Source organism: Sphingomonas sp. NPDC079357, assembly GCF_044901155.1.
GTDB lineage: Bacteria > Pseudomonadota > Alphaproteobacteria > Sphingomonadales > Sphingomonadaceae > Sphingomonas.
In genome coordinates this window covers 127,457-142,026 of record NZ_JBJDOM010000004.1, presented here as the reverse complement: position 1 = coordinate 142,026, position 14,570 = coordinate 127,457, and the positions used below count along the sequence as shown (strand labels likewise).

Genomic DNA, 14,570 nt, shown 5'->3' with positions numbered 1-14,570 from the left:
GCCGTGCGGGGCGAACCCGGTTCGTCAGGAGACATCATCCATGCATCGTACAATCGCGGCCGTTTTGGTCGCGGCGTCCCTGGCCAGTCCGGCCGGGGCGCAGACAGCACCGTCGCCCGGTATCCCGGCGGCGACCACATCATCACAAGCGGCAGGCTCGTTTTCGCTCGAGAACGCGCTTGCTGCCGGAGGCATGCCATCATCCCCATCGGCCGCCACGGGTAACAGCACGGCTTCGGGGTCGGGGAGTAGTGGTTCAGCGCCGCTCCCATCGGTGGCGGCCGCCTCGGCCGGCGTCGACGCCGCGACAGCGGCACGGCGTGTGGCCGGCTTGCGTCCCAATCCGGAAGTGCAGGCGCAGGTCGAGAATGTCGCCGGCACCGGCGTCTATAAGGGGCTACGAAGCTCGGAAACGACCGTTGGCGTGGCGCTGCCGCTGGAGCTGGGCGGCAAACGGCCGGCACGTGTCGCGCTCGCGACCGCCCGCCTCACTCGGGCGCAGGTCCAGGCGGAAATCGCGCGAGCGGATCTCCGGCTGCGGATCACGCAGCTCTATATCGAAGCCGCCGCTGCCGAGCGCCGTGCCGAAGTGCTGAGCGAGCAGGCCGGGATCGCCAATAATGCGTTCCGGGTCTCAAGCGAGCGCGTCAAGGCCGGCGACGTCGGCCCGATCGAACAACAGCGTGCCGACGTGCTGCGCATCAACGCGCAGGTCGCGGCCGGCAGCGCCGCCCGCCAGGCACAGGCGGCGCGGGCTAATCTTGAGACATTGTTGTCGGCGCCGGTGACGGGGCCGCTCGATCGCGCGTGGTTCGAGCGGATCGATGGCTACGGACCGCCACGGCCGATCGAGGTCGAAGGGACGCTGGCCTTGGCGGCAGCGGAAGCGGACGTGCGGACCGCCGACGCGCAAGTGCGCGTCGCCCGATCGTTGCGCGTGCCCGACCTGACCGTCAGCACCTTCGCCCGCCGATTGGAGGCGACCAACGATACCGCCGCGGTCGTCGGCATCTCGATCCCGATCCCGTTCTTCAACAACGGCAGCGCGTTCGTGGCGCAGTCGCGGTCGGAGCAGACGCAGGCGATCGCGCTGCGCAACCTCGCAGTGATCGATACCCGCCAGCAGATCGCCAGCGCGCAAACCGAAGTGGCGAACGCCGCTGCGACCGCGCGGGCGGCGGGCGGACCGGCTTTGACGGCGGCACAGGAAGCCGCCCGCATCGCGCGGATCGGTTGGACGCAGGGCAAGTTCGACCAGATCGCGCTCCTCGATGCCGAGCGCACGCTGTCACAGACCCGCCAGACCTACGTCGATGCGCTCGCCGCCTATCACGACGCACAGGCCCGGCTCGACCGGCTCACGACGCCGGCCCCCATGATTTCCGGAGATGATCGATGATTCAAGATAAGCGCCTTCTTGGCGGTGCGGCGGCTGTCGCGATCGTCGCCGCACTTGGCGGCTTCGGGATCGCCCGCTGGACAGCGAGCGAACCTGCCGCGACCGAAGCGGCAAGCGGCAACGCCGCTGCCCCGGCAGAAGAGGAAAAGGCCCCCAACACGGTGACGATGACCGCGCAGGCGGTCCAGCAGGCCGGCATCGCTACAGAGACGATCAATCCCGGCGGGCTCGGCGCGGAGATCGTTGCGCAGGCGACGGTGAGCGCATCGCCGCAAGGCGAGGCGATCGTGACCGCCCGCGCAGCCGGCGCGGTCACGCGGCTGATGAAGCGCCTCGGTGATCCGGTGCGCGCCGGTGAGACGCTGGCGATCGTGGAGAGCCGGGACGCGGCGCAGTTTGCCGCCGATCGCACCGCTGCGGCGGCCAAGTCGACGCTCGCGCAAAAGGCGCTCGCCCGTGAGCAATATCTGTTCCGCCAGAAGGTCTCGGCGCGCGTCGAGCTGGAACAGGCGGAGGCGGAAGCCGCCTCGGCCGCGGCCGAAGCGCGCCGCGCGAGTGTTGCGGCGGGCGCCGCGCGCGTGACATCGGATGGTCGCGGTGTGGCCGTGTCGAGCCCGATTTCGGGTCGCGTCACCTCGGAGAATGTCAGCCTGGGCGCCTTCGTCCAGCCCGAGACCGAGCTGATGCGCGTCGCCGATGCGTCGAAGATTCAAATAGAGGCGGCGGTCGGGCCGACCGACGCGCAGCGGCTCGCGCCTGACGATCGAGCCATCGTCGAACTGCCCGATGGTCGGACGGTGGAGGGGCGCGTACGCGCAGTCACACCCGGACTTGCCAACGACACGCGCTCGGCGACGGTGGTCCTCGACGTTCCCGGCAGTCTTCAGCCCGGCCTCGCGGTGCGGGTGCGGCTGATGCCGAGCCGTGGCAGCACGTCCAACGCGATTGTGGTGCCGGAAGATGCGGTTCAGACACTCGAAGGGCGCGACATCGTCTTCGTGCGGACCGCGCAGGGCTTCAAGGCTCAGGCCGTCACGATCGGCCAGCGCAGCAACGGCCGGGTCGAGATCCTGAAGGGTCTCGCGGCAGCCAACCAAGTCGCAACCAAAAACGCATTTTTGCTCAAAGCCGAACTCGGCAAGGGCGCGGGCGAGGAGGAATAGACCATGATAGCCAATCTCATGGCGCTCTCCATCCGCATGCGTTGGACGGTACTCGCCCTTTTCCTAGTCATCGGCGGCCTCGGCCTCTGGCAGCTCACCAAGCTGCCGATCGACGCGGTGCCCGACATCACCACCAAACAGGTACAGATCAACACGGTCGATCCCCGGCTGTCGCCGGTGGAAATCGAAAAACTCGTTACCTATCCGGTAGAGATCTCGCTCGCCGGCATCCCCGGCCTCGAAACCACACGGTCGATTTCGCGCAATGGTTTCAGCCAGGTCAGCGCAATCTTCACCGACAGCACCGATCTCTATTTCGCACGCCAGCAGGTCGGCGAACGCCTGCGACAAGCGACGGAGAACCTGCCTGACGGCGTTCAGCCCCAGATCGGACCTGTGACGACCGGCCTTGGCGAGATCGTCATGTACACGGTCGGTTACGCCAATCCGGATGGGAAGGGCGCGAAGAAGGTGGCGGGCCAGCCCGGTTGGCAGCCCGATGGCAGCTACCTGACGCCGGAGGGCGAGCGTTTGACCGACGCCATCGAGAAGGCGGGCTATCTGCGCACCGTCCAGGACTGGATTATCGGCCCGCAGCTTCGCTCGGTGAAAGGCGTGGCCGGCGTCGACTCCATCGGCGGTTTCGCCAAGACCTTCGTCGTCGAGCCCGACCCGACCAAGCTCGCCAGCTTCGGCATCTCGTATAGCGAGCTGGGCCAGGCGCTCGAAAACGCCAATCTCGCGGTAGGCGCCAACTACTTCAATAAGGGCGGCGAAGCCTATTTAGTGCGCGTCGACTCTCGCGTGCGAACAGTTGACGAAATCCGCAACGCCGTCGCCGCGACGCGCGGCGGCACGCCGATTACGGTTGGGCAGATCGCCGATGTCCGTGTTGGTGGCGACCTGCGCACGGGTGCGGGCAGCATGAACGGCCAGGAGGCAGTCATCGGCACGGTGCTAATGCTGATTGGCCAGAACAGCCGGGTCGTCGCGGAAGAGGCGTCCACCAAGCTCGATCAGATCACCAAGACGTTACCTCCCGGCATTCAGGTCCAGGTCGTGCTCAATCGCGCCAAACTGGTGGGCGCGACCGTTGCGACCGTTCAACGCAACCTTACCGAAGGCGCAATCCTCGTCGCAGCAGCTCTGTTTCTGCTGCTGGGTAACTGGCGCGCTGCGGTGATCGCTGTGTTGGTTATCCCGTTCTCGTTCCTGATGATGGCGATGGGCATGAACGCCTTCAACGTCCCGGGCAATCTGATGAGCCTGGGAGCGCTTGATTTCGGCCTTATCGTCGATGGCGCAGTCATCATCATCGAAAACTGCCTCGCCAGGTTGGCGCATCGACAAGAGCATGAAGGACGGCTGCTCTCAATTCGCGAGCGGCTCGAGGAAACAATGCGGGCGGCGCAGGAAATGATCAAGCCGACCGTCTTTGGTCAGGCCATCATCCTGCTCGCCTTTGCGCCACTGCTCACGTTTACAGGCACCGAGGGTAAGACGTTCTCGCCAATGGCGATCACGATCATGCTCGCGCTGGTGGCGGCGTTCGTGCTCGCGATAACACTGGTGCCAGCACTGGTCGCGATCATGATCCGGGGCAAGGTCGCGGAAAAGGATGTGTGGCTGATCCGCAAGTCCAAGGAACGCTATCTGCCGCTGCTCGACAAGGCGATTGCGCGCCCGTGGCCATTCATCCTCGGCGGATTGGCCTTCTTCGTGGCGGCCATACCCGCGTTTGGCCTGCTAGGCTCGGAATTCATTCCCCAGCTAGACGAGAAGAATCTCGCCTTTGCATCGACACGAGTGCCCTCGGTCAGCCTCGAACAATCGCTGGCGATGGAACGGAAGGTCGAAGAGGCGGTGACAAAGATTCCGGAAGTCGCCCTGATGTTTTCCAAAACAGGCACCGCGGAAGTTGCAACCGATCCGATGCCACCGAACGTCTCGGACGGCTTCGTTATCCTGAAACCGCAGGAGGAATGGGCCGAAGGCACGACCAAAGCTGATGTCGTGGCCAAGATCGAAAAGGCGACCGGAGGACTCTTAGGCAATCTTTACGAAGTCAGTCAGCCCATCCAGCTCCGCTTCAACGAACTGATCGCCGGCGTCCGTGGCGACGTTGCGATCAAGCTCTACGGTGACGACCTCGACAAGATGTCGCAGACCGCGAATGAAATGGTGCGCGTACTCAAGACGATCCCGGGAGCAGCGAGCGTAAAGGCCGAGCAGGTCGGTGGCGCGCCAGCGCTTGACGTGAAGCTCGATCGCGCAGCGATCGCCCGGCTCGGTCTCACCGTCCGCGAGGTTGCGGATACGGTAGCGGCAGGCCTGGGCGGCCGCGAGTCAGGTCTTGTGTATGAGGGCGACCGGCGTTTCGACGTCACGGTGCGCGTGCCTGAAGCCACACGGGCCAATCTCGATGACATTCGGGCACTTCCAATCCTGTTGCCTGAAGTCGAGGGGCGACAGCGTTCTCAGGTGCCGCTTGCGCAAGTTGCACAAATCCGACTGACAGAAGGGTTGAACCAAATCAGCCGGGAGAACGGCAAGCGCCGCGTCGTCGTTCAGGTAAACCTCGGTGGACGCGACGCCGGTTCGTTCGTGCAGGAGGCGCAAGCAAAGATTGCGCAGGTCAAGCTGCCCGCGGGCTATTACCTCGAATGGGGCGGTCAATTTGAGAATCTGGCGGCGGCATCAAAACGCCTGTCGATCGTCGTTCCACTTTGCTTCCTCGCCATCTTCGGGTTGCTTTACATGGCGCTAGGCGGGTTCGGTAGGGCCGCGTCGGTGTTCCTGGCCGTGCCGCTGGGACTGGCTGGCGGCGTGTTCACCCTGTTGCTGACCGGCATCAACTTCTCGGTGTCGGCAGCGGTCGGGTTCATCTGCCTTGCCGGCGTGGCGGTGCTGAACGGCCTCGTGGTGATGTCCGCGATCCGGGAGAGCAGCGAAGCCGGGATGCCGGTGGTGGAAGCGATCCGTCACGGCATGGCCGAGAAGATGCGAGCGGTCATCATGACCGGGTTCGTGCCCGCGATCGGCTTCGTGCCGATGGCGCTCGCACACGGAACCGGCGCGGAGGTGCAGAAGCCGCTCGCCGTCACCGTGATCGGCGGTCTCGTCGCCGCCACCATCCTGACCCTGCTGGTGCTGCCGGCGATCGCGAAGGTGATCCTCGGGCGGACCGAACGTCAAAACGAGCAAGAGGCGGACACGCCGCATGGCGATGAACCCGCCCCGCTGAAAGGAGAAGCATGATGGGAGAACCGGTCCGAAAACTGCTGCGGATCTACACGGATGAAGCGGCTTACATCGGCGACCGCAAGGTCTTCGAATATGTCGCCTCGCTGGCGCGTGATCGCAAGATGGCGGGCCTGACAGTGCTTGAGGCACTGATCGGGTTCGGGGCATCCGCGCACGTCCATCGACGCCACGTGCTTGAAAGCGATCGGGCGGTGGTGATCGAGATCGTCGATTTCGAGGACGCCTTGCGCGCGTTCGTCTCGGCCTTGAGCGATGTGCCCGACATTGGGCTGATGACGCTCGAAGCCGTCGAGGTCATCGGCGGGAAGGCAAGCAAAACGCTGGAAAGCCTGAGCCGATGAATTGCGGCCCGGCAAGCGAGAGGGCTTGCGCCATGCAAGCCCTCTCCAGCGCCCCAGCTCCCATCAATCCCCCGTCCAATCGGGGAGGGGGCCGCCTTCGCGCGGCCTCCGGTTTCGCCGCGCCTTGGCCGGACAGGACAGGCAGCCATGAAGGAAGAGACCACTTTCGATTTCAATATGTCGGCGCTGCGGGTCTGGTCGCTGATTTCCGATCTGAGGGGCTACGCACGATGGCACCCGATCTATCGCATCGCGGGCGATGCCGAACGCGATGCCGAAATGGACGTCACCTGGCTGCTGTTCAAAGGCGACCGGAAGATGACGACGCAAATGGTCATCAACCGCCTGACCAAGCCCCAGCTCATCGGGTGGCAGATGGGCGTGAAGGGATTTCTCACCTTCGACGAACGCTACGAGATCGAGCCGATCGCGAACGGCGTCTCGATTCACCATTCGGTCGAATGTCGGGGCATCTTCGGCGGCCTGGTCGGCCGCATGATGCGCAGGGGTCTGAGGCGGACAATGCGGCTGCAGGATGCGGCTTTTCTCGCCCTCCTGCGCCGGCAATCGCGGCTGCCAGGGCGGTCCATGCGGCATCATCGGCGCCCCATCAAACCGCCGCCTCCTCCTCGCGGCGCCGCGAACGACTGACGGGGCGATATTCCGAAGAAAGGAACCCATCATGGTAGATAGCCCTCGCCCGCAAGGGCTGCTGTGCCCGACGTGCCGCGTCGATCTCGTCATGAGCGAGCGGCAGGGCATCGAGATCGACTATTGCCCGCAATGCCGTGGGGTCTGGCTCGATCGCGGCGAACTCGACAAGATCATCGAGCGCAGCGCCGGCGATGACAGCGCGCGGCCGCTGAGCGGCGTCCGTCTCGGAATATCCGACGATCGCGGCCATGGCGATCATGGCGGAAAGCACGGCTATGAGCGGGGCCATAAGGGGCGCCGCAAGAGCTTTTTCAGCGAATTGTTCGACTGACTGCTATGGATCGGCCGCCACACAACGAGTCCTTCGGGTGTCCGTGTGAGAACGGCCCGCGCCATGGGCGTGCCCCCTGTAGCGCCCATGGCGATAGATCGTGGAAAGACGGGGAAATAGCGGCTCGGCGTCTCCGGAGCGGCCCGGTTCGGGGGATCATCCTCGCGACCGGGCTTGCTCTGGCGCCGGGCCTGCTCGGCTGCTCGCCAGCCACCAACAAGAACGAGGCCGAAGCGTCGCGTGATCGCGAGCTGCCCAACTTCATCGGCGAGCATTTCTACGCATGTCCTGATGGGTCGCGCCTCGATGTCGACTTCCTCGGCGATGGCCTGACCCTCGACATAAAGACCAGACCGAACGGCGCTCCGGAACGGGTGACATCGCCGGCGAGCGGGCGGACCTATGTCGGCCGCAACCTCAACGTGTCGATCTCAGGCGGCGACCGGATCACGCTCAAGCGCCCCGGCGTGCCGGCCTTGGCCTGTAACAGGGTGCTGGCCTATCGGGATTCAGCGGACGGGATAGCGAGCGGCCAGGCCGGAGGATCGGCCGCATGATGACGATCTCGTCATGGGAGGAGTCGCTTTCCCATATCGTCAGTCTCGCGCTGGCCTATGCGCTGGCGCTTCCGGTTGGCTGGAACCGGGAGAAGGATGAACGCAGCGCCGGCATCCGGACCTTTCCACTGGTCGCCATCGCCAGTTGCGGTTTCGTGCTGGTCGGTATCGCCATTCTCGGACGCACATCGCCTGCCCAAGCGCGCCTGCTCGAAGGATTGATTACCGGCGTCGGCTTCATCGGCGGCGGCGCCATATTGAAGCACGCCGGAAAAGCATCCGGGACCGCGACCGCTGCGAGCCTTTGGGCGACCGGAGCGCTGGGCGCCGCGGTCGGCTATGGTCTTTACGACATCGCGGTGATCCTCAGCCTGACCACCTTCCTGACGTTGCACCTCTCTCATCCGCTAAAGCGCGCCTCCCAGGATCGCGCCGAGCCGGCTGATCGACAATGAGGCACAATCGTCCCTCCGAAACGCGCGCGACGCGGCGAATGCCCAAGAGTGGCGGGCAATTCGAGCCGGTGTCGCCGCCTCCAAGCGACGACCGTCGTTCGCGCTTGGAGCGGTGGGCTTCTCTGCTCGAACGCGATCCGCACCAGCTTGTCGCGCTGCTGCGTCCGTCATGGGCAGCCGGGGAAGACATCGCGCCGATGGCGGCGAGTCCAAGTGCCGTCGATCTCGCCTGGGCCGATCCGGTGTTTCGCGTGACGGGTCTTGCGGGACGCTCGCGGGGCGACGTGAGAGCGTTTTTCCAGCTTTCGGATGCCGAGCTGGACCGGATCGCGGCGGGGTCCTGGCGCGTCCCGCTGCGGCCTGCCTGGCAGGTCGCGGCGCGCATACGCAACGTGGCAGATCCGCGCCCTGAAAAACTGATCCTGGTCGGCGTCATGGTCATGATCGCCAGTGTCGTGGGAGCTGCCCAATGGCTTGGATGAACAGGCTCTTCCCGGGAGGTAATATGACGCCGGTTCGGTTTGGGTTCGCCGGCATAGCCCTTGTGCTGGCGTCGGGCTGTTCGGAACAGCCTCGCAAGGCGAAACCCACGGAACAGGAAATCCACGCTGGAGACAGCGGCGATGCCAGCGGCATCCCCGGTCGCCACCCCTATCGTTGCGACGACGATCGCCCGCTCCTGGTCGACTTCAAAAATGAGGGCCTGACGCTTGAACTGCGCCGCGACGGGAACGCTGCGCCGGTTGTCCTGACCGCGCCTGCGGCCGGGCTTCAATATGTCGGCGACACGATGAGCGCGATGTTCTCGGGCAACGAACTCAAGATCGAGGAAGGGGACAAGCCCCCCGTCTTGTGCAGGAAGGATACGAGCTTGTGACGAACCCACCCGGCACAGAGGGGCGCTGACGATGGCGGCGCTCAAATTCTCCCTGATCCCGATGATCGCGATCGTGATCGGCGCGCTGATCGCCGGATGGCGCACCCCCGGCGAGAAGCTGGTAGCGGCCATGCAGCATCTAGCGGCCGGCGTGGTATTCGCCGCTGCTGCGACGGAGATTCTGCCGCTGGTGATGCATGGCGGTTCCCCGACCGCGACGCTGATCGGCGGGGCGCTAGGCGTCGCGGTGATGCTCGGCCTCAAGGCGGCGGAAAGCCGTTTTGAAGGGCCGGTGGCGCTGCTTGCCGCGATCGGGCTCGATCTGGCGATAGACGGCCTGGTCCTCGGCCTCGCCTTCATCGCCGGCGAGAAAGCGGGCACGCTGCTGGCCGTCGCACTGACCCTCGAAGTGCTGTTCCTGGCCCTGACCCTCACCAACGATCTGGCGGGGCGGTATCGCAAGGCGAAGGCGATCGGCCTGACCTGCGCGCTGGGGGTGCTGGTGCCGATCGGCGCGCTGGTCGCGCAGCCGGTGGCGTTGCTGTCGCCGATATGGATCACCGCATTCCTGAGCTTCGGCTTGATGGCGCTGCTTTATCTCGTCACCGAAGAGCTGCTGGTCGAGGCCCACGAGAAACCGGATTCGCCGCTGATCAGCGCGATGTTCTTCGTCGGCTTCCTCATCCTCCTGCTGATCGAGGAAATCATGGCATGACGGCTTCACCCGACGCAAAGGTCGCGGCCGAGCGCCGCACGCTCTGGATCGTGCTGCTGCTCAACGCGGCGATCGCCGTTGGTTTCTTCGTGACGGGCCTGATCGGCGATTCCAGCGCGCTCATCGCCAACGGCGTCGACAACCTGTCGGACACCGCGGTCTATGCGCTGAGCCTTATTGCGCTCAGCCACGGGCGGATGTGGAAGACGCGGGCGGCAACCGCGTCGGGCGTCATGCTGCTGATCTTCGCGGTTGGCATCCTGATCGACGTCGGCCGCCGCTATGTCCAAGGCAGCGATCCGATCGGTCCAACGATGATGGTGATGTCGGCCATCGCAGGCGTCGTGAACTATGTCTGCCTGCGCCTGCTCCAGAAGCTCAAGCAGCCCGATGTGAACCTGCGTGCCGCAACCACGTTCAGTTTCAACGACTTCATCTCCAACGGCGGCATCCTGATCGCGGGCGCGCTGGTGCTTTGGCTGGGGACGAATTGGCCCGATCTGCTGGTGGGCCTGGCTACCGCTCTTATCGCGATCAAGGGCGGCATCGAAATCCTGCGCGATGCTCGGGCAGAAACCAAGACCAAGGCGGAGACGGCGTGATGACCGAAAAGCTCGAACTCGATATTCCCGTCCTGCTGCCGGAGGTTCCCGACGCGGCCGATGCCTGTGTCGGGCGCCTCGTCTCGACGCTCAGCGCCAAGCCCGGCGTCGAGCGCGCGCACGTCCTGCCTGCCGATGGCGACACGCCGGCGAAGCTCTGCATCCATTTCGACGGGGCGGCGCTGCCGCTGCCGCGTTTGCGCGAGATGGTGCGGGCGGCGGGCGCCGATATCAGCGGGCGATACGGCCATGCGACATGGCAGGTCGAAGGAATCGGGCACGAGCGCCGCGCCCGAACCGTCGGCGAAACCTTATGCCAGATGCCCGGCGTGCTGCAGGCCGACGCCAGCGCCTCGGGCAGCGTCCGGGTCGAATATGACAAGGAGCGCGTCGACGAAGCCGCGATCGTCGCGGCGCTGGGCAGGCTCAAGGTCAAGCCCGGGAAGCGGACGGGCTCCGATCATGCCGGCGATCATGCCGGGCACGATCACGGGCCGGGCGGCCATGCCGAAGGCGCGGATAAGCATGGACCGGGGGACGGTCACGATCACGCGCACGCCAATTTCCTCGGCCCTAATACCGAGCTGATCTTCGCGCTAGCGTGCGGCGCGCTGCTGGCGATCGGCTTCGCGATCGAGAAGCTAGTAGCGGGCGCGCCCGACTGGCTGCCGACCGCCTTCTATGTCGGCGCCTATGTGTTCGGCGGCTTCTTCACGCTGCGCGAGGCGATCGACAATCTAAAGCTCAAGAAATTCGAGATCGATACGCTGATGCTCGTCGCGGCCGCCGGCGCCGCGGCGCTCGGTGCCTGGGCGGAAGGCGCGCTGCTGCTGTTCCTGTTCAGCCTCGGCCATGCGCTCGAGCATTATGCGATGGGTCGCGCCAAGCGCGCGATTGAGGCGCTGGCCGAACTCGCGCCCGACAAGGCGACGGTGCGCCGTGACGGGCAGACGACGGAGATTCCGGTCGAGGAGCTGGTGGTCGGCGACATCGTGGTCGTGCGCCCGAATGAACGCCTGCCCGCCGACGGCTTCGTCATCAAGGGGTCGAGCGCGATCAACCAGGCCCCCGTCACCGGCGAGAGCATTCCGGTCGACAAGGAACCTGTCGCCGATGTCGAGGCGGCGCGCGCGAAGCCCGATGCGGTCGAGGCGACGTCGCGGGTGTTCGCCGGCACGATCAACGGCGGCGCGGCGATCGAGATCGAAGTGACGCGACGTTCCAACGAAAGCGCGCTCGCCAAGGTCGTGAAGATGGTGAGCGAAGCGGAGACACAGAAATCGCCCACGCAGCGGTTCACAGATCGGTTCGAGCGCGTCTTCGTGCCGGCGGTCCTGGCGCTGTCATTCATCCTGCTGTTCGCGTGGGTCGTGGTCGACGAGCCGTTCCGCGACAGCTTCTATCGCGCGATGGCGGTGCTGGTCGCCGCCAGCCCGTGCGCTCTGGCGATCGCCACCCCGAGCGCGGTCCTGTCCGGCGTCGCGCGGGCGGCACGCGGCGGTGTGTTGGTGAAAGGCGGCGCGCCGCTTGAGAACCTTGGTTCCCTCAAGGCGATCGCGTTCGACAAGACGGGTACGCTGACGGAAGGTCGGCCTCGCATCACCGATGTCGTGCCGGTCGATGGCGCGAGCGAAGAGGATCTGTTGGCGCTTGCCGTCGCGGTCGAGGGCTTGAGCGATCACCCGCTGGCACAGGCGATCGTCAAGGACGGCCGCGAGCGCCTGGGTGGGCGCGAGCTGCCGGCCGCAACCGATCTCAAGAGCCTGACCGGACGCGGTGTTACCGCGACTGTCGATGGCGACACGGTATGGATCGGCAAGGCCGAGATGTTCGGTGTGGAGGGAATCCCCACGTTGAATGCCGCTGCGACCGACGCCATCGCCACCCTGCGCGAAAACGGGCGGACGACTATGGTGGTCCGCAAGGGCGATAAGGACATCGGCGCGATCGGGCTGATGGATACGCCCCGTGAAGCGGCCAAGGTTGCGCTCAAGCGGCTGCGCGAGATGGGCATCACCCGGATGATCATGATTTCGGGCGACCACCAGAAGGTGGCCGACGCCATCGCCAAAGACGTCGGGCTCGACGAGGCTTGGGGCGACCTGATGCCGGAGGACAAGGTCGCCGCGATCAAGAAGCTCGCCGGCGAGGACAAGGTTGCGATGGTCGGCGATGGCGTCAACGATGCGCCGGCGATGGCGTCGGCGACGGTCGGCATCGCGATGGGCGCTGCTGGCTCGGACGTGGCGCTGGAAACGGCCGATGTCGCGCTGATGGCTGACGATCTTGCGCATCTGCCGTTCGCCGTGGGGCTGAGCCGCCACACCCGCGGCATCATCCGGCAGAATGTGTTCGTCAGCCTCGGCGTCGTCGCGTTCCTCGTGCCCGCGACGATCCTCGGCCTGGGCATCGGCCCGGCGGTCGCGATGCATGAAGGCTCGACGCTGCTCGTCGTGTTCAACGCGCTGCGGCTGCTCGCCTACCGCGATCCGGCGAAGCAAGCGGCATGACCGCGGATCGCTACGACGCGCTGATTGTCGGCGGCGGCCCCGGGGGCCTCACGGCGGCGATCTACCTTGCGCGTTATCACCGCCGCGTCGTCGTGGTCGACGAAGGGCACAGCCGCGCAAAATGGATACCGCTCTCCCATAACCATGCTGGCTTCCCCTATGGGATTGCGGGCGAAGAGCTGCTGCGGCGGATGCGCGAACAGGCCAAACGCTACGGCGCCACGATCCTGACGGATCGCATCGAGACGATCGCCGGCAAGGCCGATCATTTCGAGGTGCGAGGATCGGCCGTAACGATCGCCGCGCGCGCCGTCCTGATCGCAACCGGGGTCGAGAATCGTCGCCCTGCGCTCGATGCCGATACGCACCGCGACGCCTTGCAGCGGGGAGTGCTGCGCTATTGCCCGGTCTGCGACGGTTACGAAGCGACCGGGCTGGCGATCGGGGTGATCGGCGCGAACACGCACGGCGTCGCGGAGGCGCTGTTCCTGCGCACCTTCTCGGACCGGATCACGCTGGTCGCGCATGAGACAATCGACCTCAGTGCCGACGATCGCGCAGCGCTCGCGGCGGCGGGGATAAAGGTCGCGGCGAGACCGCTGGCCCGGATGGACTTTTCAGGCGATCGGGTCGCGCTCCACCTGACCGACGGCAGCGAGCTGCACGTCGACACGGTGTATCCGGCGCTCGGGTCGGACAGCAACAACGCGCTTGCGCGCCAGCTCGGTGTCGAGCTGAGCGACGATCGCTGCATCGTCGTCGATACCAAGCAGCGCGCGAGCGTCGCCGGCGTCTATGCGGCGGGCGATATCGTCATGTCGCTCGATCAGATCAGCGTCGCGATGGGCCATGCGGCAATCGCCGCGACCGCCCTCCACAACGATCTGCGCAACCGCGACGGGGAGGGCACCGCGTCGTGAAATGGCTGATCGTATTTGACCTCGACGGGACGCTTGCGGAGAGCAAGCGCCCCTTGTCGGCCGAGATGGCGGCGACGCTCGCGCGTCTGCTGGCCGTGGTCGATGTCGCGGTGATCTCGGGCGGCGACTGGCCGCAATTCGACCGGCAAGTCGCCTCGCGCTTGCCGATCGACGCCGCGCGCGAGCGGCTATGGCTGATGCCGACCACCGGCACGAAGCTCTACCGCTTTGTCGACGGTGCATGGCGCGCGATCTATGCCGAGCTGTTCGATGACGCGGAAAAGGCGAGCATCCGCACGGCCTTTGATCGCGCGCTGTCGGAAGCGGGGCTTGCTGACGAACGCATTTGGGGTGAGCGGATCGAGGATCGGGGAAGCCAGATCACCTTTTCCGGCCTCGGCCAGGATGCACCGCTGGAAGCGAAGGCGGGCTGGGACCGCGATCGCGCCAAGCGGACCGCAATCCAGAAGACGCTACGGGCGGTGCTGCCGGGCCTTTCGATCAACCTGGGCGGCACCACGTCGATCGATGTCACCCGCGCCGGCGTCGACAAGGGTTATGGACTGAAGCGGCTGAGCAAGGAAAGCGGCGTGCCGCTGGCCGGGATGCTCTTCCTCGGCGATGCGATCTACCCCGGCGGCAACGACTATCCGGCGGCGGAAATCGGCGTGGATACGGTGAAGGTCCGCGACGTCGCCGAAACCGCCGCCGTCGTGTCGGCGATCATCGCCTGTTTGAAGCATTGAAGGCCAGTTGCTCAGCTGATCTTTGAACGCGACGAG

At 65.7% G+C, this 14,570-nt stretch carries 15 protein-coding genes; all 15 read left to right on the top strand.

All coding sequences use genetic code 11. From position 1 onward, the window contains the following. Nucleotides 1–40 precede the first annotated feature (40 nt). The 15 genes from ACI2JO_RS13745 (at nt 41) to ACI2JO_RS13675 (ending at nt 14,534) form a co-directional block, all read left to right on the top strand. The gene (locus tag ACI2JO_RS13745; protein WP_404721260.1) at nt 41–1,399 is read left to right on the top strand and encodes a TolC family protein; all 1,359 of its coding nucleotides are present in this window, start codon (nt 41–43) and stop codon (nt 1,397–1,399) included. Continuing rightward, on the top strand, nt 1,396–2,562 hold the full coding sequence (locus tag ACI2JO_RS13740; protein ID WP_404721259.1) for an efflux RND transporter periplasmic adaptor subunit: 1,167 nt from the start codon (nt 1,396–1,398) through the stop codon (nt 2,560–2,562). The genes ACI2JO_RS13745 and ACI2JO_RS13740 overlap by 4 nt, the downstream gene beginning before the upstream one ends. A gap of 3 nt (nt 2,563–2,565) precedes the next feature. Further along, entirely contained in the window at nt 2,566–5,820 is a 3,255-nt protein-coding gene (locus ACI2JO_RS13735; protein WP_404721258.1) for an efflux RND transporter permease subunit, read from the top strand. Further along, a complete protein-coding gene (locus tag ACI2JO_RS13730; protein ID WP_404721257.1) occupies nt 5,820–6,167 on the top strand; it encodes a DUF190 domain-containing protein in 348 nt (115 codons plus the stop codon). Before ACI2JO_RS13735 ends, ACI2JO_RS13730 begins: the two co-directional genes overlap by 1 nt. A gap of 147 nt (nt 6,168–6,314) precedes the next feature. Beyond that, a complete protein-coding gene (locus ACI2JO_RS13725; RefSeq protein ID WP_404721256.1) occupies nt 6,315–6,818 on the top strand; it encodes an SRPBCC family protein in 504 nt (167 codons plus the stop codon). A 31-nt stretch (nt 6,819–6,849) separates the two neighbouring features. Further along, a complete protein-coding gene (locus ACI2JO_RS13720; protein ID WP_404721255.1) occupies nt 6,850–7,152 on the top strand; it encodes a zf-TFIIB domain-containing protein in 303 nt (100 codons plus the stop codon). Between the two features lie 5 nt (nt 7,153–7,157). Next, nucleotides 7,158–7,709: a hypothetical protein gene (locus tag ACI2JO_RS13715; RefSeq protein WP_404721254.1), complete on the top strand. Its 552-nt coding sequence runs from the start codon at nt 7,158–7,160 to the stop codon at nt 7,707–7,709. Then, nucleotides 7,709–8,164, top strand: a complete 456-nt coding sequence (locus ACI2JO_RS13710) for an MgtC/SapB family protein (protein ID WP_404721352.1) — start codon at nt 7,709–7,711, stop codon at nt 8,162–8,164. The genes ACI2JO_RS13715 and ACI2JO_RS13710 overlap by 1 nt, the downstream gene beginning before the upstream one ends. Nucleotides 8,165–8,268: 104 nt before the next feature. Further along, nucleotides 8,269–8,646, top strand: a complete 378-nt coding sequence (locus ACI2JO_RS13705) for a hypothetical protein (protein ID WP_404721253.1) — start codon at nt 8,269–8,271, stop codon at nt 8,644–8,646. A 23-nt stretch (nt 8,647–8,669) separates the two neighbouring features. Next, on the top strand, nt 8,670–9,041 hold the full coding sequence (locus tag ACI2JO_RS13700) for a hypothetical protein (protein ID WP_404721252.1): 372 nt from the start codon (nt 8,670–8,672) through the stop codon (nt 9,039–9,041). 31 nt (nt 9,042–9,072) lie between these two features. After that, the gene (locus ACI2JO_RS13695) at nt 9,073–9,756 is read left to right on the top strand and encodes a ZIP family metal transporter (RefSeq protein ID WP_404721251.1); all 684 of its coding nucleotides are present in this window, start codon (nt 9,073–9,075) and stop codon (nt 9,754–9,756) included. Beyond that, on the top strand, nt 9,753–10,358 hold the full coding sequence (locus tag ACI2JO_RS13690) for a cation transporter (protein ID WP_404721250.1): 606 nt from the start codon (nt 9,753–9,755) through the stop codon (nt 10,356–10,358). The genes ACI2JO_RS13695 and ACI2JO_RS13690 overlap by 4 nt, the downstream gene beginning before the upstream one ends. After that, nucleotides 10,358–12,868: a heavy metal translocating P-type ATPase gene (locus ACI2JO_RS13685; RefSeq protein WP_404721249.1), complete on the top strand. Its 2,511-nt coding sequence runs from the start codon at nt 10,358–10,360 to the stop codon at nt 12,866–12,868. The genes ACI2JO_RS13690 and ACI2JO_RS13685 overlap by 1 nt, the downstream gene beginning before the upstream one ends. Continuing rightward, nucleotides 12,865–13,788 (top strand): NAD(P)/FAD-dependent oxidoreductase, encoded by a 924-nt coding sequence (locus ACI2JO_RS13680; RefSeq protein ID WP_404721248.1) that lies wholly within the window; start codon nt 12,865–12,867, stop codon nt 13,786–13,788. Before ACI2JO_RS13685 ends, ACI2JO_RS13680 begins: the two co-directional genes overlap by 4 nt. Further along, nucleotides 13,785–14,534, top strand: a complete 750-nt coding sequence (locus ACI2JO_RS13675) for an HAD-IIB family hydrolase (protein ID WP_404721247.1) — start codon at nt 13,785–13,787, stop codon at nt 14,532–14,534. Before ACI2JO_RS13680 ends, ACI2JO_RS13675 begins: the two co-directional genes overlap by 4 nt. Nucleotides 14,535–14,570: the final 36 nt, after the last annotated feature.